At 68.1% G+C, this 24037-nt stretch carries 24 protein-coding genes and 1 pseudogene; 8 read left to right on the top strand and 17 right to left on the bottom strand.

Translation table 11 applies throughout. The features are described 5' to 3' along the window. Positions 1-31 precede the first annotated feature (31 nt). On the bottom strand, positions 32-496 hold the full coding sequence (locus MYA_RS02880) for an OsmC family protein (RefSeq protein ID WP_072465471.1): 465 nt from the start codon (positions 494-496) through the stop codon (positions 32-34). 575 nt (positions 497-1071) lie between these two features. Continuing rightward, positions 1072-1377 carry a DUF1090 family protein gene (locus tag MYA_RS02885; RefSeq protein ID WP_011883282.1) on the bottom strand — a complete coding sequence of 102 codons (306 nt, stop codon included), beginning with the start codon at positions 1375-1377 and terminating at the stop codon, positions 1072-1074. A 311-nt stretch (positions 1378-1688) separates the two neighbouring features. Here MYA_RS02885 and rplM point away from each other — a divergent pair, with 311 nt between their 5' ends. The 3 genes from rplM to erpA all read left to right on the top strand — a co-directional run bounded on the left by rplM (position 1689) and on the right by erpA (position 3100). Continuing rightward, the gene (gene rplM, locus MYA_RS02890; RefSeq protein WP_009687896.1) at positions 1689-2117 is read left to right on the top strand and encodes a 50S ribosomal protein L13; all 429 of its coding nucleotides are present in this window, start codon (positions 1689-1691) and stop codon (positions 2115-2117) included. A gap of 11 nt (positions 2118-2128) precedes the next feature. Continuing rightward, complete coding sequence (gene rpsI / locus MYA_RS02895; protein WP_011883283.1) at positions 2129-2521, top strand: 30S ribosomal protein S9; 393 nt, start codon at positions 2129-2131, stop codon at positions 2519-2521. A 207-nt stretch (positions 2522-2728) separates the two neighbouring features. Then, positions 2729-3100, top strand: a complete 372-nt coding sequence (gene erpA, locus MYA_RS02900) for an iron-sulfur cluster insertion protein ErpA (RefSeq protein ID WP_011883284.1) — start codon at positions 2729-2731, stop codon at positions 3098-3100. An 88-nt stretch (positions 3101-3188) separates the two neighbouring features. On the opposite strand, the pseudogene MYA_RS02905 reads toward erpA, so the two are convergent. Continuing rightward, positions 3189-4298 (bottom strand): annotated as a pseudogene (locus MYA_RS02905) (anhydro-N-acetylmuramic acid kinase); the annotation flags it as partial. A gap of 181 nt (positions 4299-4479) precedes the next feature. Here MYA_RS02905 and tyrS point away from each other — a divergent pair. From tyrS to MYA_RS02920, 3 genes are read left to right on the top strand one after another with little or no spacing between them, the layout of a single operon-like run. Next, positions 4480-5721: a tyrosine--tRNA ligase gene (gene tyrS, locus MYA_RS02910; RefSeq protein WP_011883286.1), complete on the top strand. Its 1242-nt coding sequence runs from the start codon at positions 4480-4482 to the stop codon at positions 5719-5721. After that, entirely contained in the window at positions 5718-6176 is a 459-nt protein-coding gene (dtd, locus tag MYA_RS02915; RefSeq protein ID WP_011883287.1) for a D-aminoacyl-tRNA deacylase, read from the top strand. Before tyrS ends, dtd begins: the two co-directional genes overlap by 4 nt. A 23-nt stretch (positions 6177-6199) precedes the next feature. Continuing rightward, the gene (locus MYA_RS02920) at positions 6200-6862 is read left to right on the top strand and encodes a histidine phosphatase family protein (RefSeq protein ID WP_011883288.1); all 663 of its coding nucleotides are present in this window, start codon (positions 6200-6202) and stop codon (positions 6860-6862) included. A 102-nt stretch (positions 6863-6964) separates the two neighbouring features. On the opposite strand, the gene MYA_RS02925 is transcribed toward MYA_RS02920, so the two are convergent. The 9 genes from MYA_RS02925 to MYA_RS02970 form a co-directional block, all read right to left on the bottom strand. Beyond that, on the bottom strand, positions 6965-7921 hold the full coding sequence (locus MYA_RS02925) for an oxygenase MpaB family protein (RefSeq protein ID WP_011883289.1): 957 nt from the start codon (positions 7919-7921) through the stop codon (positions 6965-6967). A 29-nt stretch (positions 7922-7950) separates the two neighbouring features. Next, the gene (gene ruvB, locus MYA_RS02930; RefSeq protein WP_011883290.1) at positions 7951-9018 is read right to left on the bottom strand and encodes a Holliday junction branch migration DNA helicase RuvB; all 1068 of its coding nucleotides are present in this window, start codon (positions 9016-9018) and stop codon (positions 7951-7953) included. 121 nt (positions 9019-9139) lie between these two features. Continuing rightward, positions 9140-9721, bottom strand: coding sequence for a Holliday junction branch migration protein RuvA (gene ruvA, locus MYA_RS02935; RefSeq protein WP_011883291.1), 582 nt, complete (start codon positions 9719-9721; stop codon positions 9140-9142). A gap of 217 nt (positions 9722-9938) precedes the next feature. Continuing rightward, positions 9939-10481: a crossover junction endodeoxyribonuclease RuvC gene (ruvC, locus tag MYA_RS02940; RefSeq protein ID WP_011883292.1), complete on the bottom strand. Its 543-nt coding sequence runs from the start codon at positions 10479-10481 to the stop codon at positions 9939-9941. A gap of 151 nt (positions 10482-10632) precedes the next feature. Next, positions 10633-12198: a bifunctional phosphoribosylaminoimidazolecarboxamide formyltransferase/IMP cyclohydrolase gene (gene purH, locus MYA_RS02945; RefSeq protein ID WP_014722454.1), complete on the bottom strand. Its 1566-nt coding sequence runs from the start codon at positions 12196-12198 to the stop codon at positions 10633-10635. 44 nt (positions 12199-12242) lie between these two features. Further along, a complete protein-coding gene (locus MYA_RS02950) occupies positions 12243-12476 on the bottom strand; it encodes a Fis family transcriptional regulator (RefSeq protein WP_006476892.1) in 234 nt (77 codons plus the stop codon). After that, on the bottom strand, positions 12473-13540 hold the full coding sequence (gene dusB, locus MYA_RS02955; protein ID WP_011883294.1) for a tRNA dihydrouridine synthase DusB: 1068 nt from the start codon (positions 13538-13540) through the stop codon (positions 12473-12475). The genes MYA_RS02950 and dusB overlap by 4 nt, the downstream gene beginning before the upstream one ends. 422 nt (positions 13541-13962) lie before the next feature. Continuing rightward, positions 13963-15150, bottom strand: a complete 1188-nt coding sequence (locus tag MYA_RS02965) for a UbiH/UbiF/VisC/COQ6 family ubiquinone biosynthesis hydroxylase (RefSeq protein ID WP_011883295.1) — start codon at positions 15148-15150, stop codon at positions 13963-13965. Between the two features lie 173 nt (positions 15151-15323). Continuing rightward, on the bottom strand, positions 15324-16721 hold the full coding sequence (locus MYA_RS02970; protein WP_014722455.1) for an aminopeptidase P N-terminal domain-containing protein: 1398 nt from the start codon (positions 16719-16721) through the stop codon (positions 15324-15326). 172 nt (positions 16722-16893) lie between these two features. Between MYA_RS02970 and MYA_RS02975 the strand changes: the two genes are divergently transcribed. Beyond that, on the top strand, positions 16894-17508 hold the full coding sequence (locus tag MYA_RS02975) for a glutathione S-transferase family protein (protein WP_034194433.1): 615 nt from the start codon (positions 16894-16896) through the stop codon (positions 17506-17508). Between the two features lie 163 nt (positions 17509-17671). Here MYA_RS02975 and MYA_RS02980 read toward each other — a convergent pair whose 3' ends face one another. From MYA_RS02980 to MYA_RS02995, 4 genes are all read right to left on the bottom strand, one after another. After that, on the bottom strand, positions 17672-19291 hold the full coding sequence (locus MYA_RS02980; RefSeq protein WP_014722456.1) for an FMN-binding glutamate synthase family protein: 1620 nt from the start codon (positions 19289-19291) through the stop codon (positions 17672-17674). A gap of 115 nt (positions 19292-19406) precedes the next feature. After that, positions 19407-20561 (bottom strand): tRNA 2-thiouridine(34) synthase MnmA, encoded by a 1155-nt coding sequence (mnmA, locus tag MYA_RS02985; protein WP_011883299.1) that lies wholly within the window; start codon positions 20559-20561, stop codon positions 19407-19409. Then, entirely contained in the window at positions 20558-21067 is a 510-nt protein-coding gene (locus MYA_RS02990; RefSeq protein ID WP_011883300.1) for an NUDIX hydrolase, read from the bottom strand. The genes mnmA and MYA_RS02990 overlap by 4 nt, the downstream gene beginning before the upstream one ends. 106 nt (positions 21068-21173) lie before the next feature. Continuing rightward, on the bottom strand, positions 21174-22094 hold the full coding sequence (locus MYA_RS02995) for a LysR family transcriptional regulator (RefSeq protein WP_014722457.1): 921 nt from the start codon (positions 22092-22094) through the stop codon (positions 21174-21176). Positions 22095-22202: 108 nt separating this feature from the next. Between MYA_RS02995 and MYA_RS03000 the strand changes: the two genes are divergently transcribed. Next, positions 22203-23126 carry a carbon-nitrogen hydrolase family protein gene (locus MYA_RS03000; RefSeq protein WP_014722458.1) on the top strand — a complete coding sequence of 308 codons (924 nt, stop codon included), beginning with the start codon at positions 22203-22205 and terminating at the stop codon, positions 23124-23126. 192 nt (positions 23127-23318) lie between these two features. Here MYA_RS03000 and MYA_RS03010 read toward each other — a convergent pair whose 3' ends face one another. After that, positions 23319-24005, bottom strand: a complete 687-nt coding sequence (locus MYA_RS03010) for a helix-turn-helix transcriptional regulator (RefSeq protein ID WP_014722459.1) — start codon at positions 24003-24005, stop codon at positions 23319-23321. Positions 24006-24037: the final 32 nt, after the last annotated feature.

Genomic DNA, 24037 nt, shown 5'->3' on the forward strand with positions numbered 1-24037 from the left:
CGGCCCTTTTTGTATCGTCGGCGCAGCGCGCTTAGTCGGCGACGATGTCGAACGAATGCGTGAGCTCGGCCGTCTTCGCGATCATGATCGACGCGGAGCAGTATTTGTCGTGCGAGAGGTTGATCGCGCGCTCGACCGTGGCCGGGTTCAGGTTGCGGCCCGTGACGGTGAAGTGGAAGTGGACCTTCGTGAACACCTTCGGGTCCTCGCTTGCGCGCTCGGCCTTCAGCGTGACCGAGCAGCCGGTGACTTCCTGGCGGCTCTTCTTCAGGATCAGCACGACGTCGTACGCGGTGCAGCCGCCGGTGCCGACCAGCACCATTTCCATCGGGCGCGGAGCGAGGTTGTGTCCGCCGCCTTCCGGCGCGCCGTCCATCGCGACGAGGTGCCCGCTTCCGGTCTGGGCCGAAAACGCCATCCCGTCCTGACCCATCCAGCTTACTTTGCATTCCATGCTTGCGCTCCAGCGTTGCCTGATTCGGATTCGATCCGGCATTGTAGCCCGCTGCGCAACGGTCGGCTGATGCACTGCACGACGCGAAACGGCGAGCCGGCCTGGGCGGCGTCGCGTCGGCCATTTGGCTGGTATTTCCCTGCTGGCTTTAGGGGTTTTACTCTAGGCGGGGCGGGACGATTGGCGCGGCGTTTTCAGCTATGCAACTGATTTGAAAGGGGAAATCCATGAGGCCCAGTGTGCGTCGGGGATTCCGCATTATGGTTTTTGATTTCGTAATGCAGATTTTCTTGTGAAGTCGGAGGGGCATTCGTATAATGAGCTCCATTGGTTGTCGCGCTGCGGCAACCTCCGAATGTCTCCTCCACCCTCCTCCAAAGGTGGATTAAGCCCGAACCAAACGTTCGGGCTTTTTTTCGTCCAATGCAAACATCGGCGCGCCGGTTGCGCGGTCTGAAAGCGCTTTGAGAGCGGCGAATCCGCGGCGCTTTTGCGGCGGGTGGGCGGCGCTTCGGCAGCGGGCGAGCGCGCCGACATTGGTTCTATAGCGGTTCGACCGGTGTTCGACACCGGCTCGAGGCCGCTATGGCCCCCGCTCGACAGCGGTTCGACACCGATCAGACGGGCTGCCTCGCCGCCGGCCGCGGCGCCGGCCGTGCCGGCGTGCTGGTCGGCTGCGTCGGCGTTGCCTGGGCGTCGCTGGCCGAAACGTCGCCCTGTTCGTGTGCGCAGAAATGGCGTACGCGCTCGCGCACCGCGCGCAGGCGGGCGACGCGTTCCTCGGTATGGGATTCGCGCGCGTCGGCGATGCGCGCGTCGAGTGCGGCGAGCTTGGCCTCGCAGGCCTGCTGGGCGGCGCTCGCGGGGACGGCGGCCGCCAGCAGGGCGGCCGCGAAAATGGGCATAAGTCCTTGTTTCATCATGCTTGCTTGTTGTTTTTTCGTGGTCGGCCGGTCGCGCGCGGCAAGGTCATGTGCAACGCGCGACGGGTGCGCCGCCGGGCGCTCGGATCGCCCGGTGCGGCACGGCACGCCGGAATTTTCGCCGATTTCGGGCGCCGCCGGCGCGGGCCACGGATTCTCTTTGACCGCCCTGTGGTATTTCCTTTATAATTCAGGGCTTTTCCGCATTCATGCCCACGGAAAAAGAACAGGGAGAGCCTGCACCGCGCCTCGAAGCGCACTCAGACAAGCAGGAAGAACACATCGGGCAAAGCATTTTTTTTGGATCGATCATGAAGACGTTTTCCGCAAAAGCCCATGAGGTGACGCGCGAATGGTACGTGATTGACGCGACGGATAAGGTTCTCGGCCGTGTTGCCAGCGAAGTGGCACGCCGTCTGCGCGGCAAGCACAAGCCTGAGTTCACCCCGCACGTCGACACTGGTGATTTCATCATCATCATCAACGCGAGCAAGTTGAAGGTCACGGGCAACAAGACGCTGGACAAGAAGTACTACCGTCACTCGGGCTACCCGGGCGGCATCTATGAAACGACGTTCGGCAAGATGCAGGAACGCTTCCCGGGCCGTGCGCTCGAGAAGGCGGTCAAGGGCATGCTGCCGAAGGGCCCGCTCGGCTACGCGATGATCAAGAAGCTGAAGGTCTACGCAGAAGCGACGCATCCGCACTCGGCTCAACAGCCGAAGGCGCTCGAGATCTAAGGGGAGCCCACATGATCGGTAACTGGAACTACGGTACGGGCCGCCGCAAGAGCGCAGTCGCACGTGTCTTCATCAAGGCTGGCAAGGGCGACATCATCGTCAACGGCAAGCCCATCGCTGACTACTTCTCGCGCGAAACGTCGCTGATGATCGTGCGTCAACCGCTGGAACTCACGAACCACGGCCAGACGTTCGACATCAAGGTCAACGTCAACGGCGGCGGTGAAACGGGTCAGGCAGGCGCAGTGCGTCACGGCATCACCCGTGCACTGATCGACTACGATGCGACGCTCAAGCCGTCGCTGTCGAACGCAGGCTTCGTCACGCGCGATGCGCGTGAAGTCGAGCGTAAGAAGGTCGGTCTGCGCAAGGCACGCCGCGCAAAGCAGTTCTCGAAGCGTTAATTCTGCTTCATGGCCACGCCGCTTTCGGGCGGTGTCTGCCGAAAAAACCGCCAGCTTTCACGCTGGCGGTTTTTTTATGCCCGCTCGACGCGGGTGCCCATGGCGTTCGCTTTACCGAAATCAACAAGAACCTATTGATTTCATGGACATCGGCACGATCTTCTGATCCGCCCTACAATAGCGGCTAAAGCTTTTTGGAGAGTTCGCATGAACGCTGTTAACGAATCCGCAGCAACGACGGCCGAAATGCCGGTCCCGTTCGTCTTCACCGACGCCGCGGCCGACAAGGTCAAGCAACTGATCGACGAAGAGGGCAATCCCGACCTGAAGCTGCGCGTGTTCGTGCAAGGCGGCGGCTGCTCGGGCTTCCAGTATGGCTTCACGTTCGACGAGGAAGTCAACGAGGACGACACCGTGATGGACAAGAACGGCGTCCAGCTCCTGATCGACTCGATGAGCTACCAGTATCTGGTCGGCGCCGAGATCGACTACAAGGACGACCTCAACGGCGCGCAGTTCGTGATCAAGAACCCGAACGCCACGACCACCTGCGGTTGCGGCTCGTCGTTCTCGGTCTGAGCGCGACTCGGATCCTGTCCGGTTCGCCGGAATAAGAAACGGGGCTTGATGCCCCGTTTTTCATGTCCGCGCGCCGCGCGTCATCGGATCAGCGCGGATACAGCGCGCCGAGCACGCGCTCGCCGGCCGCGCCCGTCACGCTGGCCAAATTGCCGGGCAGGCGCGCGGTGAAGCGGTACGCGAGCCATGCGAACGCGAGCGCCTCGACCTGTTGCGGCGGCACGCCGAGCGCGGCCGTCGTGTCTACCGTGGCTAATACGCCGGCTTCCTGCAGCGCGCGACGCAGCGCGTCGAGTAGCACGGGATTGCGGGCGCCGCCGCCGCAGACGAACACGGCCTTGCAGCCGGCTGCGTGCCGCGCGATCTCGCGAGCGACCGACACCGCGGTGAGCGCGGTCAGCGTCGCCTGCACGTCCTCCGGCGCAACCTGCGCAAAGCCGGCCAGCTTCGCGTCGAGCCACGCCGCGCTGAACAGGTCGCGCCCGGTGCTTTTCGGCGGCGGCGCGGTGAAATAGGGTTCGTCCAGCAGCGCGTCGAGCAACGCCGCATGCACGGTGCCGCGCGCGGCGAACTTGCCGCCGTCGTCGTACGGCTTGCCGAGTTGGCGCGTCGCCCATGCGTCGATCAACGCGTTCGCCGGCCCGCAGTCGAAGCCGCGCACGTCGCTGCCTTCAGCCGGCAGGATCGTGATGTTGCTGATGCCGCCGAGGTTGCAGACGACGCGCGTGTCGCCCGGCGCGCCGAACACCGTCGCATGAAACGCCGGCGCCAGCGGCGCGCCGTGGCCGCCGGCCGCGACGTCGCGCATGCGGAAGTCGGCGATCACGTCGACATGCGTGAGCTCGGCGAGCAGCGCCGGATTGTTCAGCTGACGCGTGTAGCCGCGTTCGGGACGGTGCCGGACCGTCTGGCCGTGCACGCCGATCGCGCGCACGTCGTCGCGCGACAGGCCGGCCGTACGCTGCAGCTCGTGGCAGCACACCGCATAGCGCGCGACGAGCGCATTCGCGGCGACCGACTCGCGGTCGATCTCGTCGTCGCCCGGCTGCTGTAGCGCGAACAGCGCGTCGCGCAGCGATTGCGCGAAGCCGACGAACGCTTCGGCGAGCACGACCGGCGCGCGGCCCGTTTCGAACCGGACCGCGACGCCGTCGACGCCGTCCATGCTGGTTCCCGACATGAGTCCGAAGTAGACGCCGTCGGCCGGATGGGCAGGTTGCGGGTGTCGTTGCGGCACGTTGGGTTCTCCTGGATCGAACGGCGCGGGCCGGTGCCGCGCGCCTCGCACCCGATTATCCGCGCAACCTGACGCGTCGTTAAGCGATGCGCGCGCAAGTTATGGGAAAATCCCTGTCTTTGCGACATTCTTCCTGGCACCGATGAGCACCGAACCCAGTTCCAAGCCCGTTTTCCCGATCACCGACGAAGTCCGCCACGCGCTCGCCGTCACGAAGCGCGGTGTCGACGAACTGCTGATCGAGGAAGAGTTCGCGCAGAAGCTCGCGCGCAGCGCGGCCACCGGCAAGCCGCTGCGCATCAAGCTCGGGCTCGACCCGACCGCGCCCGACATCCACATCGGCCATACGGTCGTGCTGAACAAGATGCGCCAGCTGCAGGACCTCGGGCACACGGTGATCTTCCTGATCGGCGATTTCACGTCGCTGATCGGCGATCCGTCCGGCCGCAACGCGACGCGCCCGCCGCTCACGCGCGAGCAGATCGAGTCGAACGCGAAGACTTACTTCGACCAGGCCGCGCTGGTGCTCGACCGCGACAAGACCGAGATCCGCTACAACAGCGAGTGGTCGATGCCGCTCGGCGCCGACGGGATGATCAAGCTCGCGTCGCGCTACACGGTCGCGCGGATCCTCGAACGCGAGGACTTCACGAAGCGCTTCCAGAGCGGCATCCCGATTTCGATCCACGAATTCCTGTACCCGCTGATGCAGGGTTACGACTCGGTCGCGCTGAACGCCGACCTCGAGCTCGGCGGCACCGACCAGAAGTTCAACCTGCTGGTCGGCCGCGAACTGCAGAAGCAGTACGGCCAGGAACAGCAGTGCATTCTGACGATGCCGCTGCTCGAAGGGCTCGACGGCGTCGAGAAGATGTCGAAGTCGAAGGGCAACTACGTCGGCATCAGCGAGAAGCCGACCGACATGTTCGGCAAGCTGATGAGCATCTCGGACACGTTGATGTGGCGTTACTTCGAACTGCTGTCGTTCCGCAGCCTCGACGAGATCGCCGGCTTCCGCCGCGAAGCCGAAGGCGGCCGCAACCCGCGCGACTTCAAGGTGCTGCTCGCGCAGGAAATCGTCGCGCGCTTTCACTCGCAGGCCGACGCCGAGCGCGCGCTCGAGGACTTCAATCACCGCGCGAAGGGCGGCGTGCCGGACGATATCCCGTCGGTCACGCTCGCAGGCGCGCCGCTCGCGATCGGCCAGTTGCTGAAGCAGGCGGGCCTCGTGCCGTCGACGAGCGAAGCGCTGCGCAACATCGAGCAGGGCGGCGTGAAGATCGACGGCGCGACCGTGTCCGACAAGGGCCTGAAGGTCGACGCCGGCGAGTTCGTCGTGCAGGTCGGCAAGCGCCGCTTCGCGCGTGTCACGCTGACCGCATGATCGCGCTGATCCAGCGCGTGAAGCGCGCCGACGTGCAAGTCGGCGAGCGTACGACCGGCGAGATCGGCGCGGGCCTGCTCGCGCTGGTCTGCGCGGAGCGCGGTGACACCGAGGCCGCGGCGGACAAGCTGCTCGCGAAGCTGCTCGGCTATCGCGTGTTCAGCGACGCGGCCGGCAAGATGAACCTGCCGGTGTCGAACATCGACGGCGCGGGCCGCGCGGGCGGCCTGCTGCTCGTGTCGCAGTTCACGCTGGCGGCCGACACCAACAGCGGGCTGCGGCCGAGCTTCACGCCGGCCGCGCCGCCCGAAGAAGGCAAGCGCCTGTTCGATTACTTCGTCGCGGCCGCGCGCGAGCGTCACCCGATCGTCGAGACCGGCGAGTTCGGCGCCGACATGCAGGTATCGCTCGTCAACGACGGCCCCGTGACGTTCTGGCTGCAAGTGCGGCCCTGATTCTTTCCCGGAGGCGCGCCGCGATGGCGACCACGCAGATCCTGTTCATCCGTCACGGCGAGACGGCCTGGAACCGCATCAAGCGCATCCAGGGCCACATCGACATTCCGCTGGCCGACTCGGGGCTCGCTCAGGCGCAGCGGCTCGCCGTGCGGCTTGCGCGCGAAGCGCGCGAGGGGCAGCGCCTCGACGCCGTTTATTCGAGCGACCTGATGCGGGCGCAACAGACCGCGCAGCCCTTTGCCGACGCGCTCGGCTTGCCGCTCCAGTTGCGCGAAGGGCTGCGCGAGCGCGCATACGGCGCGTTCCAGGGCCATGACAGCACCGAGATCGAGACGCTGTTTCCCGATGCATACGCCGCATGGCAGACCCGCGACCCGGGCTTCGCGCCCGATGGCGGCGAGTCGCAGCGCGCGTTCTATCATCGCGTGCTGCATGCGCTCGAACCGATCGTCGTCGCTCATCCGGGCGGCCGCATCGCGTGCGTCGCGCACGGCGGCGTGCTCGACTGCGTGTACCGCTTCGCCAACGGTCTCGATCTCGCGGCGCCGCGCAACTATCAATTGCTCAACACGAGCATCAACGTCGTCGATTACGCTGACGGCCGCGCGCAGGTCGTGCAGTGGGCCGACGTGTCGCACCTCGACGCCGCGAGCGACGACGACGGCTATCGCAAGGTGCTCTGAGGCGGTCGCATCGGCGTGACGGGTTGGCGGGCGTCAGTGCGTTGCCGGCATCCGGCCGCGCGTTGGTGACTCTGACCTACTGAGCGACTTACCGACTCACCGTCATGCAGGCGGCTCGCCGCCCGACGGCGCTGCGCTGGCGCGGCGCCGTGCGCGTTTCGATACGCCGTTCACGAGCGCCCAGCGCAGCACCGGCGCGACTGCGCGCACACCGGGCCGGACCACCGCCCGCCGCAGCGGCGCGAACCGCGCGAGGCCGAGCATCTGCTGCGCCCACGGCGGCAACAGGTCGATCCCGGCGTGCATCACCAGCGTGGCGGCCGGCCGCAGCGCAGGCTTCGCGAGCGGCGCGTTCAGCAGGATGCGGATCACTTCGAACGTGCGCGGGCCGGCTTCGAGCTCCGGCTGCATGCGCGCGAGATAGGCGGCGACCTCCGCGCGCGAGCGCGGCACGGCCTGCGCGCCGAGGCGCTCGGCGATCTGCGCGGTTTCCGCGTAATAGCGATCCTGACATTCGCCGCTCAGCGCCGGATTCACATAGCGCAGATGCGCGGCCAGGAAGCTCGATACTTCCGCGACATGCACCCACGTGAGCAACGCCGGATCGTCGGCGCGGTACGGGCGGCCGTCGGGCGCGGTGCCCGATACGCGCGTGTGAATGGCCTTCACGCGCTCGATCAGCGCGAGCGCGTCCGCGCGATTGCCGAACGTGGTGCCCGATATGAACGTCGCCGTGCGGCGCAGGCGGCCGAGGATGTCGGTGCGAAACGACGAATGATCCCAGACGCCCGCCAGCGCGAGCGGATGAAGCGCCTGCAACAGCAGCGCGGAGACGCCGCCGGTCATCATCGACGCGAAATCCGCATGTACGCGCCAGCAGACCGCGTCCGGCCCGAACAGCCCGGGGTCGCCGGGCGGCGATGAATAGTCGATCGACGGGCCGCCGCTGCCGGTCGTCAGGTGCGTGACGCCGGCCGCGAGCCGCTTGCGCAGCGGCTCGATCCAGCGCGGGCCCGCGCTCGGCGCGGCGGGATGACGACGGGGCGGCGGCGTGGTCATGGCTGGTTGGCCGGGAGCGACGCGGCGGGCTACGCGCCGTCGGGCGTGTTCCACATGCTGCCTTCCGCACTGCCGGCCGCCGGCGCGGACAGCCCGAAATGGCGGTAGGTGAGCAGCGTCGCGACGCGCCCGCGCGGCGTGCGCTGCAGGAAGCCTTGCTGGATCAGGTACGGTTCGAGCACGTCCTCGATCGTGTCGCGCTCCTCGCCGATCGCGGCCGCGAGGTTGTCGATGCCGACCGGGCCGCCGTCGAACTTGTGCAGGATGGCCTCGAGCAGCTTGCGGTCCATCAGGTCGAAGCCGACCGGATCGACGTCGAGCATCGCGAGCGCGGCATCGGCGACGGCCGCGGTGATCTGTCCGTCGGCCTTCACTTCCGCGTAGTCGCGCACGCGGCGCAGCAACCGGTTCGCGATCCGCGGCGTGCCGCGCGAGCGCTTCGCGATTTCCAGCGCGCCGTTCGGGTCGATCTGCGCGTTCAGCAGTGCCGCCGAGCGCCGCACGATGCGCGACAGCTGCTCGGCGTCGTAGAACTCCAGCCGCGCGACGATCCCGAAGCGATCGCGCAGCGGATTGGTGAGCATCCCCGCGCGCGTCGTTGCGCCCACCAGCGTGAACGGCTGCAGATCGAGCTTCACGCTGCGCGCGGCCGGACCTTCGCCGATCATGATGTCGATCTGGTAATCCTCGAGCGCCGGATACAGGATTTCCTCGACGACCGGCGACAACCGGTGGATCTCGTCGATGAACAGCACGTCGTTCGCTTCGAGATTGGTCAGCAGCGCAGCGAGGTCGCCGGCGCGCTCGAGCACCGGGCCCGACGTCTGGCGCAGATTCACGCCCATCTCGCGCGCGATGATGTGCGCGAGCGTGGTCTTGCCGAGGCCCGGCGGGCCGAACAGCAGCACGTGGTCGAGCGGCTCGGAGCGGCGTTTCGCGGCCTCGATGAAGATCTCGAGCTGACCGCGCACCTTCTCCTGGCCGACGTAATCGTCGAGCTGGCGCGGCCGCAGCGCGCGTTCGAACACCTCCTCGTGCGACGAGGCGGGCGTGGCGGCGATGATCCGCTCGGCGGCGAGTTTGTCGGTTTCAATCATGCGGGCATTGTACCGCGCGCCGTCGCGCGCCCGAATCGGCCGAACGGCCGACTGGCGCGCGCCGCCCGGCGGCGCAACACTGGCTCCGACAGCCCGGCCCGACAGCCCGACAGCCCGGCCGTTACGCCTTCGACAGCGCCTTGAGCGCGAGCTTGATGCCGTCGGACACGCCGGTGCCGGCCGGCACGTTCTTGATCGCCGCGAGACCTTCCTTTTCGGAATAGCCGAGCGCGACGAGCGCGTTCAGGATGTCGGCCGCGTGGTCGGACGGCGACGCGGCGCCGGCGAGCGCACCGAGGTCCGCGCCGAGCTTGCCCTTCAGTTCGAGCAGCAGGCGTTCGGCGGTCTTCTTGCCGATTCCCGGCAGGCGCGTGAGGCGGGCGGCGTCCTGCATCGTCACGGCTTGCGCGAGCTCCTGCACGCTCATGCCGGACAGCACCGCGAGCGCCATGCGTGCGCCGATGCCGGTGATTTTCAGCAGCTCGCGGAAGGTCGTGCGCTCCTGCGGCGTCAGGAAGCCGTACAGCAGGTGGGCGTCCTCGCGCACGATCTGCTGCGTGAGCAGCACGACGCGCTCGCCCGTTTGCGGCAGGTTGTAGAAGGTGCTCATCGGCACGTCGATTTCATAGCCGACGCCGTTGCAGTCGACGAGCAGGTGAGGCGGGTTCTTTTCGAGCAGGATGCCGGCGATGCGACCGATCATGGATGGCGGGATGCGAGGAAGAAAGCGCGAGTGTAGCGCAGCTGCGGCGCGATGCCGATGGGAGGGTGGCGGGGGGGCTTGCGCAAGGCGCGCGAGTTGCGCAAGGCCGGCCAAATGGCGAACCGGCGACACGGCGAAACTGCGCATCGCGACTACGCACACGTTTCGTGCGAGACGATCCGCCGTGTCAGGTGCCGGACCGACGAGGCCGCCCACGTCAGCCGACGAGCCGCCCGCGTCGCACACGCAGCCCCTTGCGCGCGAGCGCGGGCGCGAGGCCGCTGATCGTGCCGAGCGTATTGCCGCTGTGTGCATGGCAGATCGCCATCCCGAGCGCGTCGGCCGCGTCGCTGCCCGGCTGGCCCGACAGATTGAGGAGCCGCGTGACCATCTCCTGCATCTGCGATTTGGTCGCGCGGCCGTAGCCGACGACTGCCTGCTTCAGTTGCAACGCGGTGTACTCGGCAACCGGCAACCCGCCCGCGACGAGCCCGCAGATGGCGGCGCCGCGCGCCTGCCCGAGCAGCAGCGTCGACTGCGGGTTGACGTTGACGAACACCTGTTCGATCGCGGCCTGGTCGGGCGCGTGTTCGCGCACGAGCGTCGACACACCCTGGAAGATCGTGCCGAGCCGCGTGGCGAGGTCGGCGGTCGGCGTGCGGATCACGCCGCTCGCGACATACGCGAGCCGATGGCCGCTGACGTCGATCACGCCGAAGCCGGTGACGCGCAGGCCGGGGTCGATGCCGAGAATTCGCATGAGTGAGGAGAAAGACGGGATGCAGCGATACTACAACGAACGGTGCGCGGCGCCGGCCGCACGACAGCGTGCATCGGCGCCGCGCAATAAAAAACCCGGCGAGCAGGCTGCCGCCGGGTTCTCGAGCCGCGGCCGCACGGGCCGCGAGCGATCAGTGACGGAAGTGACGCACGCCCGTCAGCACCATCGCGATGCCGTGTTCGTCGGCCGCCGCGATCACTTCGTCGTCGCGCATCGAGCCGCCCGGCTGGATCACGCAGGTCGCGCCCGCGGCCACGACCACGTCGAGACCGTCGCGGAACGGGAAGAACGCATCCGACGCGACGGCCGAGCCGGCCAGCGTGAGGCCCGCGTTCTGCGCCTTGATGCTCGCGATGCGCGCGGAGTCGACGCGGCTCATCTGGCCTGCACCGACGCCCAGCGTCATGCCGTTGCCGCAGAACACGATCGCGTTCGACTTCACGTACTTCGCGACGCGCCATGCGAACAGCAGGTCGTCCATTTCCTTCGCGCTCGGCTGGCGCTTCGTGACGACGCGCAGCTCGCTCGGCTGCACGTTCCGCGAATCGAGCGACTGCACGAGCAGGCCGCCGCCCACGCGCTTCAGGTCGAATGCGTTGTGGCCGTCGCCGAGTGCGATCTCGAGCAGGCGCACGTTCTGCTTCGCGGCGAATACCTGCTGCGCGGCGGCCGAGAACGACGGCGCGATCAGCACTTCGACGAACTGCTTCGCGACGGCTTGCGCGGCTGCCTCGTCGACTTCGCGGTTGAACGCGATGATGCCGCCGAACGCCGACGTCGGGTCGGTCTGGAACGCCTTCGCGTATGCGTCGGCCGGGTCGTTGCCGACCGCGACGCCGCACGGGTTCGCATGCTTGATGATCACGCACGCCGGTGCGTCGAACGTCTTCACGCATTCCCACGCCGCGTCGGAATCGGCGATGTTGTTGTACGACAGTTCCTTGCCCTGCAGCTGGCGGTAGTTCGCGAGCGCGCCGGCCGGCGCGGCCAGGTCGCGGTAGAACGCAGCGCTCTGGTGCGGGTTCTCGCCGTAGCGCAGGTCCTGCACCTTGTCGAACGCCAGGTTCAGCGTGGCCGGATACGTGCTGCGCGAGGCGTGCTGCAGCTCGTCGGTCAGGCTCGTCAGGTAGTTCGTGATCGCGCCGTCGTATTGCGCGGTGTGCGCGAACACCTTCGTCGCGAGGCGGAAGTTGGTCGCGTAGCCGATCGCGTTGCCGTTCGCCTTCATTTCATCGAGCACGACCGCGTAGTCGGCCGGATCGACGACGACGGTCACGTCGCGATGGTTCTTCGCGGCCGAGCGCAGCATCGTCGGGCCGCCGATGTCGATGTTCTCGATCGCGTCGGCGAGCGTGCAGTCGTCCTTCGCGATCGTCGCGACGAACGGATACAGGTTCACGACCAGCAGGTCGATCGTCGGGATGCCGTGCTGTTCGAGCGCCTGCATGTGCTCGGGCAGATCGCGGCGCGCCAGGATGCCGCCGTGCACCTTCGGGTGCAGCGTCTTCACGCGCCCATCGAGCATCTCCGGGAAGCCCGTGTAATCGGCCACTTCGGTCACGGGCAGGCCGGCGTCGGCGAGGAGTTTCGCGGTGCCGCCGGTCGACAGCAGCTTGACGCCGAGGTCGGACAGCGACTTCGCGAAGTCGACGATGCCGGTCTTGTCGGAAACGGAAATGAGCGCTTGCTTGATCATGATGGAACCACCAATAGCCAGGGAAACGGGGACGGGACGGCCGGCTACAGCAGGCCGTGCTGCTGCAGCTTCTTGCGCAGCGTATTGCGATTGATGCCGAGATACTCCGCGGCGAGCGACTGGTTGCCGCCGGCCTGTACGAGCACGACCTCGAGCATCGGCTTTTCGACGCAGGACATCACCATTTCATAGACGTCGTGCGGATTGGAGCCGTCTAGATCCCGGAAATACACGTCCAGGCTCTCGCGGACACATTGTTCGATGTTGTGCTTGCTCATGCTGCTAACTGGTTATGGTCGTCCGACTCGCGCTGGCCGTTTTCGGGTTCGTCGTCGACGTACACGAGGCGGTCCGACAGCGCCTCTTGCGCGTCGAAGAATGCGTTGACGGCGGCGAGCTGCTCGCGGGTGGAATCGAGCGTGTTCATCCGGTGCCGGAACCCGTTGGCACCGGAAAGGCCGCGAGTGTACCAGCCGATGTGCTTGCGCGCAGTACGGACTCCGGTGAATTCGCCATAGAACGCGTAGTGATCTTCCAGGTGCTCGTTCATCACCTGCCGGATCTCGTCGATGCGCGGCGGCGGCAGCAGCTCGCCGGTTTGCAGGAAATGATCGATTTCGCGGAACAACCACGGACGGCCTTGCGCGGCGCGACCGATCATCAGCGCGTCGGCGCCGGTGGCGTCGAGCACGGCCTTCGCTTTCGCCGGCGACGCGATGTCGCCGTTCGCGACGACCGGAATGCCGACGGCCGCCTTCACGGCCGCGATGGTTTCATACTCGGCGTCGCCGTGGTACAGGTCGGCGCGCGTGCGGCCGTGCACCGTCAGCATCGAGATGCCCGCGGCTTCGGCGAGGCGGGCGACGGTGACCGCGTTCTTGTGTTCGCGATCCCAGCCGGTGCGGATCTTCAGCGTGACGGGCACCGCATCCGGCCCCGTGCCGACCGCCGCGACGACGGCCTCGACGATGCGCTGCACGAGCGGCTCGTTCTGCAGCAGCGCCGAGCCGGCCGCGACGTTGCAGACCTTCTTCGCCGGGCAGCCCATGTTGATGTCGATGATCTGCGCGCCGTTGTCGACGTTGTAGCGGGCCGCTTCGGCCATCATTGCCGGATCGGCGCCGGCGATCTGCACTGCGATCGGCTCGACTTCGCCCTCGTGGTTGGCGCGCCGCATCGTCTTCGCGCTCTTCCACAGCTGCGCATTCGACGCGACCATTTCGGACACCGCGTAGCCGGCGCCGAGCCGCTTGCACAGCTGGCGGAACGGACGATCGGTGACGCCGGCCATCGGGGCGACGAACAGGTTGTTGCGCAGAACGTGAGAGCCGATAACGGGCATCGCAATGGCACCGCCCGCGAGCGCCGGGACGTCGCGGGCCAAAAAGGGCGGAGGGAAAACGCGCATTTTACCGTATTCCCATGCCCCGCCGATTTGACCCGGTTTGACCGGGTTCGACCGATCATGTCGAACGCGCCGAATGCGCCGAATGCGCCGAACGCACCGAACGCACCGAACGCACCGAACGCACCGAACGCACCGAACGAGCCGAACGAGCCGAACGAGCCGAACGAGCCGAACGAGCCGAACGAGCCGAACGAGCCGAACGCATCGAACGCGCCGAACGCACCGAACGCACCGAACGCACCGAACGCACCGAACGCACCGAACGCACCGAACGCACCGAACGCGCCGAATGCACCGAATGCACCGAATGCACCGAATGCGCCGAATGCGCCGAATGCGCCGAACCCGCCGCCCGCTCAGCTGCGCTGGCCGAACATCATCTGGCGCGCGATCGCCTTCTTCAGCGGCGGCACGAATTCGAGCGCGGTGAGCGCCGCGCCGCGCAGCAGCGGCAGCGGCCCGGCATCGACGGTGAACAGGCGCGCGAGCGTGTCGGTCGCGCCGATCGTGAAGCGCCGGTCGAGTGCGCGCCGCGCGTTGAAGGCGGCGAGAGCCGTCGGTTCGAAGCCCTGCGCCGACACCGCGTCGACGAGCGTGTGTGCATCGCGCAGGCCGAGGTTCAAGCCCTGGCCGGCCACCGGATGCAGCGTCTGCGCGGCGTTGCCGACGATCGCGACGCGGCCGTTGACGAGCGTTTGCGCCGCGGCCAGCCCGAGCGGGAACGATGCGCGCGCGGCGATCGCGACGAAGCGGCCCATGCGCTCGCCGAACGCGCTGCCGAGCTCGTGCAGGAACGCATCGTCGGGCAGCGCGACGCGGCGCGCCGCCTCGTCGGGCGCGCAGCACCAGACGAGCGCATAGTCGGCCTGGCGCGGGCCGCCGAGCGGCAGCAGCGCGAGCGGCCCTTCGTGCGTGAAGCGCTCCCACGCGACGTTCGGGCGCGGCGAGGACACGGTGACCGTGCCGACGATCGCGGTCTGCCCGTAGTCGCGCCGATGCTTGTCGGCATCGGCCTGCCGCTCGTGGAACAAGCCGCCTTCGGCGTTGATGACGATCCGGGCGCGCAGCGTGCGCTCGCCGTGCGGGCCGTCGAGCGTCAGCGTGACGCCGTCGGCGTCCTGCTGCGGCGCGCGTGCGGTGGTCGACGTGAGCCAGTCGACGCGCGTGCCGTGCACGGCCTGCGCGAGCGTCTGCACGATCGAACCGTAGCGCACCACGTAACCGAGCGCGGCGACGTCGTGCTCGTCGCGGTCGATCAGCGTGCGGCCGAAATGACCGCGCTGCGATACATGGATGTGTTCGATCGGCGTCGCATCGGCCGGCCAGCCGAGCGTGTCGAGCAGCACGCGGCTGCCGTGCGACACGGCGATCGCGCGCGGATCGTTCGCGCTCGCAGCGGGCTCGCGCGCGTCGATCAGTGCGATCGACGCGTGCTGCGTGGCGCTGCGTCGGGCGAGCCAGCCGGCCAGCGCAAGCCCGACCGGGCCCGCGCCGACGATGGCAAGGTCATATTCCGGCGTGGCCGGGGAGGAAGCGGTCGTCATCGGTGTTCGTGAAACGGGGTAACTGGGAACGGCGTATCAATGGCAGATCAACGGCGAGGCAACGGCGAAGCGGCCGCGACGCGCCGGCGAAGCGACGGTGAAGCAACAGCGAAGCAACCGCAGCGCGACCGCGAAGCAACGACGAAGCAACAACGAGCCCCGCGCCTGCACGCTCACCCACCGTGCGCCGCGCCCGCGCGCATCAGCGCCTCGATGTCGGCGGCCGCGACCGGCACGTCGCGCGTGATCAGCTCGCAGCCGTGCTCGCGCACGATCGCGTCGTCCTCGATGCGGATGCCGATGTTCCAGTATTCGGGCGGCACGTCGTCGGCGGCGCGCACGTACAGGCCGGGTTCGACGGTGAGCGTCATGCCGGCCGCGAGCGTGCGCCACGGCAGCGCGCCGTTGGCGTCGCGCGCGGCGAGGCGCTCGCGGTAGTCGCCGCAATCATGTACGTCCATGCCGAGCCAGTGGCCGGTGCGGTGCATGTAGAAGCGCGCATACGCGCGCTCGGCGATCACGTCGTCGACGCTCGAAAAGCGCGTCTTCGCGATGATTCCCGTGTCGAGCAGCCCTTGCGCGAGCACGCGCACGGCCGCGTCGTGCGGCGCCTCGAACGGCACGCCCGCGCGCGTCGCGTCGACCGCCGCCTGCTGGGCGGCCAGCACGATGTCGTACAGCGTGCGCTGCGCGGGCGAGAAGCGTCCGTTCGCCGGGAACGTGCGGGTGATGTCCGACGCGTAGCCGTCGAGCTCGCAGGCGGCGTCGATCAGGATCAGGTCGCCGTCGCGCGCGGCCGCGTTGCCGGCCGGATAGTGAAGCACGCACGCGTTCGCGCCGGCCGCGACGATCGACCCGTACGCGGGCGCCTGCGCGCCGTACTTGCGGAACGTGTACAGCAGCTCGGCCTCGAGTTCGTATTCGCGGATGCCGGGCCGGCACGCCTGCATCGCGCGGCAATGTGCGAGCGCCGAGATGTGCGCGGCGCGCGTCATGATCGCCAGCTCGTGTTCGTCCTTCACGAGCCGCATGTCGTCGAGCAGCGGCGTGAGGTCGCGCAGCGCATCGGGCGCGGCGACGCCCGCGCGCGCCTGCGCGCGCACTGCCTCGAGCCAGCCGGCGAGCTGGCGCTCGAACTGCGTCGACGCGCCGAAGCGGTAGTGCACGGTGCCCGCGTCGGCGAGCAGGCGCGGCATTTCGGCGTCGACCACGTCGACCGCATGAGCCGCATCGAAGCCGAACGCGTCGCGCGCGGCGTCGGGCCCGTAATGGAAGCCTTCCCAGGTTTCGCGGTCGGCGTTCTTCGCGCGGCAGAACAGGATGGATTGCGGGCTGCCCTGCGGGCCGGCCGCGTTCAGCACGAGCACGGCATCCGGCTCGGTGAAGCCCGTCAGGTAGTAGAAGTAGCTGTCGTGCCGGTACGGGTAGGCCGTATCGCGGTTGCGCAGCATTTCGGGCGCGGTGGGGACGATGGCGACGCCGCCGCCGGCGGCGCGCAGTGCGGAAAGCACGCGTTCGCGGCGCTGGCGGTAGACGTCGACGGCGATGGCGGTATCGAGGGGCGCATTCATTCGTGCGATTGTAGCGCCGCCGGACGCGGCGCGTGAGACGGGAGTCGGCGGCGCGCCGGCGTCGGCTGTTGCAAACCATCCACAGGCAGGACGGCCGATTTTCTACCCCGTCGCACCGGCCGGTTATGATCGGCGACAACGTATACTCTCGGCGGTTCCCTTAAAAAGGCAGATGATGAAATTAATCGGTTCGCTCAGCAGCCCGTACGTCCGAAAGGCGCGGATCGTGCTCGCTGAAAAGAAGATCGACTACAAGCTGGAGCTCGAGAACGTGTGGGCGCCGGACACGAACATTCAGGCATCGAATCCGCTCGGCAAGGTCCCGTGTCTCGTGATGGAAGATGGTGCGGCGGTGTTCGATTCGCGCGTGATTTGCGAATACGTCGACACGCTGTCGCCGGTCGGCAAGCTGATTCCGCCGTCCGGGCGCGAGCGCGTCGAAGTGCGCTGCTGGGAAGCGCTCGGTGACGGCGTGCTCGACGCGTCGGTGGCGATCCGTCTCGAGCACACGCTGCGCGAGGAAGGGCAGCGCAGCGCGAGCTGGATCGCACGCCAGCAGCGCAAGATCGACGACGGTCTGGTCGCGATGTCGCAGGGCCTCGGCGGCAAGACCTGGTGCGTCGGCAATCACTACACGCTCGCCGACATCGCGCTCGGCTGCACGCTCGGCTACCTGGACTTCCGGATGCCCGAGCTGAACTGGCGCGACCGTCATCCGAACCTCGACAAGCATTTCGCGAAGCTGTCGCAGCGGCAGACGTTCGTCGACACGCTGCCGCAGGGCTGAGCGGCCACGCGCCGCGGATTGAGCAGACAAAAGAAAAGCGCCGCTCGGGCGCTTTTCTTTTTTGCGGATGCGGCGATCAACCGATCAACCGATCAACCGATCAACCGATCAACCGATCAACCGATCAACCGATCAACCGATCAACCACCGCGCCGCGCTGACATCATTCGATCGACGCGTACGCATTCTCGCCGAGCACGAACGAATCGCTGCGCGCGATCGGCCACCACTTGTCGTACAGCGTATAGCCGCAGGTCCGGCCCTCGAGCAGCGCGCCCGGCTTCAGATACTTCAGCAGCTGCGACATCAGCCGGACCTCGTGCGGCGCGACGCGCTGCACGATGTGATGCGCGCGCAGCTCGGACGGATGCCCGAGGCCGGCCGCCTGCACGAGCTCCTGCAGCGCATGCAGCGTGTTGCGATGGAAGTTGTACACGCGTTCGGCCTTGTCGGGCACGACGAGCGCGCGCTGGCGCACCGGGTCCTGCGTGGCGACGCCGGTCGGGCAGCGGTCGGTGTGGCAGTGCTGCGCCTGGATGCAGCCCACCGCGAACATGAAGCCGCGCGCCGAATTCACCCAGTCCGCGCCGATCGCGAGCGTGCGCGCGATGTCGAACGCGCTGATGATCTTGCCGCTCGCGCCGATCTTCACGCGGTCGCGCACGCCGATCCCGACGAGCGTGTTGTGCACCATCAGCAAGCCTTCCTGCAGCGGCACGCCGACGTGGTCGGTGAATTCGAGCGGCGCCGCGCCGGTGCCGCCCTCCGCACCGTCGACGACGATGAAGTCCGGCACGATGCCGGTCTCGATCATCGCCTTCGCGATCCCGAAGAACTCCCACGGATGGCCGATGCACAGCTTGAAGCCGGTCGGCTTGCCGCCGGACAGCGTGCGCAGCCGCTCGACGAATTCGAGCAGCCCGCGCGGCGTCGAGAATTCGGAATGCGTCGCGGGCGAGATGCAGTCCTTGCCCATCGGTACGCCGCGCGTCTCGGCGATTTCCGGCGTGATCTTAGCGGCCGGCAGCACGCCGCCGTGGCCGGGCTTCGCGCCCTGCGACAGCTTGATCTCGATCATCTTGACCTGCGGATCGGCCGCCTGCTTCGCGAACTTGTCCGGGTTGAACGTGCCGTCGTCGTTGCGGCAGCCGAAGTAGCCGGACGCGATCTCCCAGATGATGTCGCCGCCGTGCTCGCGGTGATACTTCGACAACGAGCCTTCGCCGGTGTCGTGCGCAAAGCCGCCTTTCTTCGCGCCGAGGTTCAGCGCGCGGATCGCATTCGCGGACAACGACCCGAAGCTCATCGCCGAGACGTTGAGGACCGAGATGTCGTACGGCTGCGCGCGGTTCGCGCCGACGCGCACGCGGAAGTCGTGGTTCGGCAGCCGGGTCGGTGCGAGCGAGTGGCTGATCCATTCGTGCGCGACCGACTTCACGTTCAGCTCGGTGCCGTACGGGCGGTTGTCGGCGACGTTCTTCGCGCGCTGGTAGACGAGGCTGCGCTGCGCGCGCGAGAACGGCTTCTCGTCGGTGTCGTCCTCGACGAAGTACTGGCGGATTTCGGGGCGGATGAACTCGAACAGGAAGCGGAAATGGCCCCACAGCGGATAGTTGCGCAGGATCGCGTGGCGGTCCTGGTTCAGGTCGTACAGGCCGAGGGCGACGAGGGCGACGGGGACAATGATCCACAGCCAGGACAGCGCATGGATCGACGCGAGTGCGGCTGCGGCGGCGAGCAACAGCACGGCACCCCACATCGCGAGGTAACGTCTGGAAAGCATGGGGGAACTCCGTGAAAGTAGGCCGCCATGCGTACGCTGCGACGGCGGCGCGCCGGCCTCGGTGCAATCGTGTTGCGCCGGGCGCGGCGTGCCGCAAGTCTAAACCGAATGGGTGTCAGCGTGCTTCGACGAGTGCCGCTGCGGGGGCCGCAGCAGCAGCATCGCGGCCGCTGGCCGCGTGCTCGATGATGCCGCCGCCCAGGCAGATCTCGCCGTCGTACAGCACGGCCGACTGGCCGGGCGTGACGGCCCATTGCGCGTCGTCGAACGCGAGCGTGAAGCGCGCCTCGCCGGCCGGCCCGGCCGCGGCCGCGCCGAACCGGCATGCCGCGTCGGCCTGCCGGTAGCGGGTCTTCGCGCCGCACGCGAAGCCGTCGGCCGGCGGCTCGCCGGCGACCCAGCTGACGTTGCCCGCGACGAGCTCGTGCGACAGCAGCCACGGATGGTCGTGGCCCTGCACGACGTACAGCGTGTTCGACGGGATGTCCTTCGCGGCGACGAACCACGGCTCGCCGCTGCCGTCCTTGCTGCCGCCGAGCCCGATGCCCTTGCGCTGGCCGAACGTGTAGAACGCGAGGCCGATGTGCTCGCCGACGCGCTTGCCGTCGGGCGTCTTCATCGGGCCGGGCTTGGTCGGCAGATAACGGTTCAGGAAGTCGCGGAACGGCCGTTCGCCGATGAAGCAGATGCCGGTCGAATCCTTCTTCTTCGCATTCGGCAGGCCGATCTGCGCGGCGATCTCGCGCACCTTCGTCTTCGGCATCTCGCCGAGCGGGAACATCGTCTTCGACAGTTGCGCCTGGTTCAGCCGGTGCAGGAAGTACGACTGATCCTTCGTGTGATCGAACGCCTTCAGCAGCTCGAAGCGGCCGTCGCGCTCGCGCACGCGCGCGTAGTGGCCGGTCGCGATCATCTCGGCGTCGAGCGACATCGCGTGATCGAGGAACGCCTTGAACTTGATCTCGGCGTTGCACAGCACGTCCGGGTTCGGCGTGCGGCCGGCCGAGTACTCGCGCAGGAATTCGGCGAACACGCGGTCCTTGTATTCGGCCGCGAAGTTCACGGCTTCGACGTCGATGCCGATCAGATCGGCCACCGACACGACGTCGATCCAGTCCTGGCGCGTCGAGCAGTATTCGCCGTCGTCGTCGTCTTCCCAGTTCTTCATGAACAGGCCGACCACGTCGTATCCCTGTTCCTTCAGCAGCCACGCGGTCACCGACGAATCGACGCCGCCCGACATGCCCACCACTACACGGCGCTTGCTCATTTGTTCACCGCCTGACGGTCGAATGCTTGCGGCCGCGGCGCGACCGAATGCGTATGCACGAAATCGAGCGGGATGCGCCGCCCGGCGAGATAGTCGTCGACGCAGCGCATCACCGCCGGCGAGCGGTGACGCTCGCTGCACGCGCGCAGTTCGTCGGCGCTCAGCCACAGCGTGCGGACGATGCCGTCGTCGAGCGCGTGACCGGGCAGCGGTTCGCCCGCGGTGCCGCAGAACGTGAAGCGCAGATAGGTCGCGCCCGCGCTGCCGGGGCGCTCGTAGTGCGCGAGGTAGACGCCGACGAGCGCCGTGGGGACGAACGGATGCGCGGTTTCTTCGAGCGTCTCGCGGATCACGGCGTCGGCGAGCGTTTCGCCGGCCTCCAGATGGCCGGCCGGCTGGTTGATGCGCAGGCCCGTCGAGGTTTCTTCCTCGATCACGAGGAAGCGGCCGTCTCGCTCGACGAGCGCCGCGACGGTCACATGCGGGGTCCAGATTTCGGGTTTCATGGTTCGACATTTTACCGGTTGCGACCGGCGGGTGCCGGGCGGTCGGGTGATCTATCCGACCCTTTTGGACCCGAAACGTCGCCAAGTCGCCAGGTCACCCCGGCCGTCACGCCGCGACGATCGTCGCGACGCACGCTGCGATCGCGTCGCGCACCCGCACGATGGCCGGGTCGCGTTGCGCGCTCGTGCGCCAGCCGATCTCGACCGGATAGTGCGGCAGCTCGACCGGGCACGCGAGCGCGCGCAGCGACGTCGCGCGCGCGATCGCGCGGGCCGCGTGCGCCGGAATCGTGGCGACCGCGTCGGAGCCCGCGAGCAGGTACGGCAGCGCGGCGAAGTGCGTCGTCGACGCGGCGACGCGCCGCTTGTGGCCGAGCGCCGCCAGCGCCTCGTCGACGATCCCGATCACGCCGCCCGACGACACCAGCACGTGATCGCGCCGCAGAAACTCCGCGAGCGACAGCGTGCGCGGCGCGCGAGCGCTGCCCGCCGGGTCGATCACGCATGCGTAGCCGCCGGTCGCGACCGCGCGCCGGCTGAGCCCGTGCGCGGAAAACCCGCCCGACGCGATCGCGAGATCGACGCCGTGCCGCAGCAGCGCGTCGCCGGCGATCCCGCTGTGCGTCTGCCGGAAGATCAGGCGGATACCCGCGGCGTCGCGCGCGACCGCGTCGATCAGCGGGCGGCCGAGCGCGATCTCGAAGTCGTCCGACAGCCCGACCGAAATCGTTCGGCCGATCCGCTCGCCCGCGTCGGCGGCGATCGCGAGGCTCGCGCGGCAGCGGTCGAGCGCGTCCGACAGGATCGGCTTCAATTCGTCCGCGCGCGGCGTCGGCGCGAGCCCGCGGCCGGTGCGCACGAACAGCGGATCGGCGTAGATCACGCGTAGCCGCGCCAGCGCCGCGCTGGCCGCCGACTGCGTGAGGCCGAGCCGCAACGCCGCGCGGCTCGCGCCACCTTCCTCGTACAGCGCCTCGAAGACCTTCAGCAGGTTCAGGTCGAGCCCGGCGATATCATCCGCATTCATGTCAGTTATCGTGCTATCGATTTGATCGATGACATGATATCGGCAAAGATGGCGTCTTCCATTCGATCCCTTTCCATCCCGTTCGACACCTTCACCGGAGACGCCTTCATGTCCACCTCAGTCATCGCCGCGCTGCAGATCGGCGCATCGCCGGCCGGCACGCGCGCCACGCTCGACGCGATCCTCGCTTACGAAACCGCGATCCGCGACAGCGGCGCATCGCTCGTAGTGTTGCCCGAGGCGGTGCTCGGCGGCTATCCGAAAGGCGAGACGTTCGGCACGCGGCTCGGCTACCGGCTGCCCGAGGGCCGCGAGGCGTACGCGCGCTATGCGGCGCAGGCGATCGACGTGCCGGGACCGGAAACCGACGAACTGGCCGCGCTGTCGCAGCGCACGGGCGCGAGCCTCGTGATCGGCGTGATCGAGCGCGGCGGCAGCACGCTGTATTGCACCGCGCTGTTCTTCGATCCGCGCGACGGGCTCGTCGCGAAGCACCGCAAGCTGATGCCGACCGGCACCGAGCGGCTGATCTGGGGGCAGGGCGACGGCTCGACGCTGCCGGTGGTCGACACGGCCGCGGGCCGCGCGGGCGCCGCGATCTGCTGGGAGAACCACATGCCGCTGCTGCGCTGCGCGATGTATGCGAAAGGCGTGCAGATCTGGTGCGCGCCGACCGTCGACGAGCGCGATCTGTGGCAATGCTCGATGCGCCACATCGCGCACGAAGGCCGCTGCTTCGTCGTGAGCGCCTGCCAGGTGCAGCCGTCGCCGCGCGCGCTGGGCATCGAGGTGCCGGGCTGGGACCCGGAGCGGCCGCTGATCCGCGGCGGCAGCGTGATCGTCGGGCCGCTCGGCGATCTGCTGACCGAGCCGCTGATCGGCGAGCCCGGCCTCGTGACGGCGCGCATCGATACCGACGAGCTGGTCCGCGCGCGTTACGACTTCGACGTGGTCGGGCACTACGCGCGCGCCGACGTGTTTTCGCTGCACGTCGACGAGCGCCCGAAGCGGCCGGTCATATTCAACGGCTGACGGCGGGATGCGAAGCGCCGCTCCGCCGGCGCACGGAGCTCGCCGCGCGGCCGCGCTTCAAGGCCGGGCGGTGGGCGCGATGTGCGAACGCGGCGCCGTCCCGGCCGACGCAGCCGGCGGCGCAGTGAACCTGGCGGGTCGCGATCGCGATGGTGGTTGCGCGCGGCGCGCTTCGTGCGCGCGCCGCGCGCGTCAGCACCTCGGCGCCTGCGCGATCCGCATGTAGTCGGCGATGCGCCGGCCTTCCATGTCGGGAAACTGCTCGTGCAGCGTGATGTCGCCCATCCGCGCGATGTCGAACGTGCGGAAATCGTCGCGCAGCTCGCACCACGCGCCGATCGTCCAGCGTCCGCCCCAGTACACGAGCCCGAGCGGCCACACGCGGCGCTTCGTGTGCGCGCCCAACCGGTCGCGGTAGTCGAAGCTGACGATGTGGCGCGTATCGACGGCCTGATGGATCGCATCGACCTTCGCGCAGAACGTCTCGTCGATGTGGAACGACGGCGCGAACACCGGCAGGCGATCGAGCGCCGTGCGCTTGTCGGCGGGCATCGCCGACGCGATCTTCGCGAGCGCCGAGCGCGCGCCGCCGGCGAAGCGGGCGCCGCCCCAGGTTTCGAGCATCCGCGCGCCCACCGCGAGCGCCGCCAGCTCCTCGGCGGTGAACGTGAGCGGCGGCAGGCTCGCGTTGCGGTTCAGCCGGTAGCCGATGCCCGCTTCGCCTTCGATCGGCACGCCCGACAGCTGCAGGTCGCGCACGTCGCGATAAACCGTGCGCGGCGACACCGACAACCAGTCGGCCAGCTGCTGCGCGGTCGTCAGGCGGCGCCCGCGCAGCAGCTCGGCGATCTGGAAAAGGCGGTCGGCACGGCGCGTCATCGCGGCACCTCGACTCCTGCGGTGAGGGGATT

This window comes from Burkholderia sp. KJ006 (genome assembly GCF_000262695.1).
GTDB classification, from domain to species: Bacteria; Pseudomonadota; Gammaproteobacteria; order Burkholderiales; family Burkholderiaceae; genus Burkholderia; species Burkholderia vietnamiensis.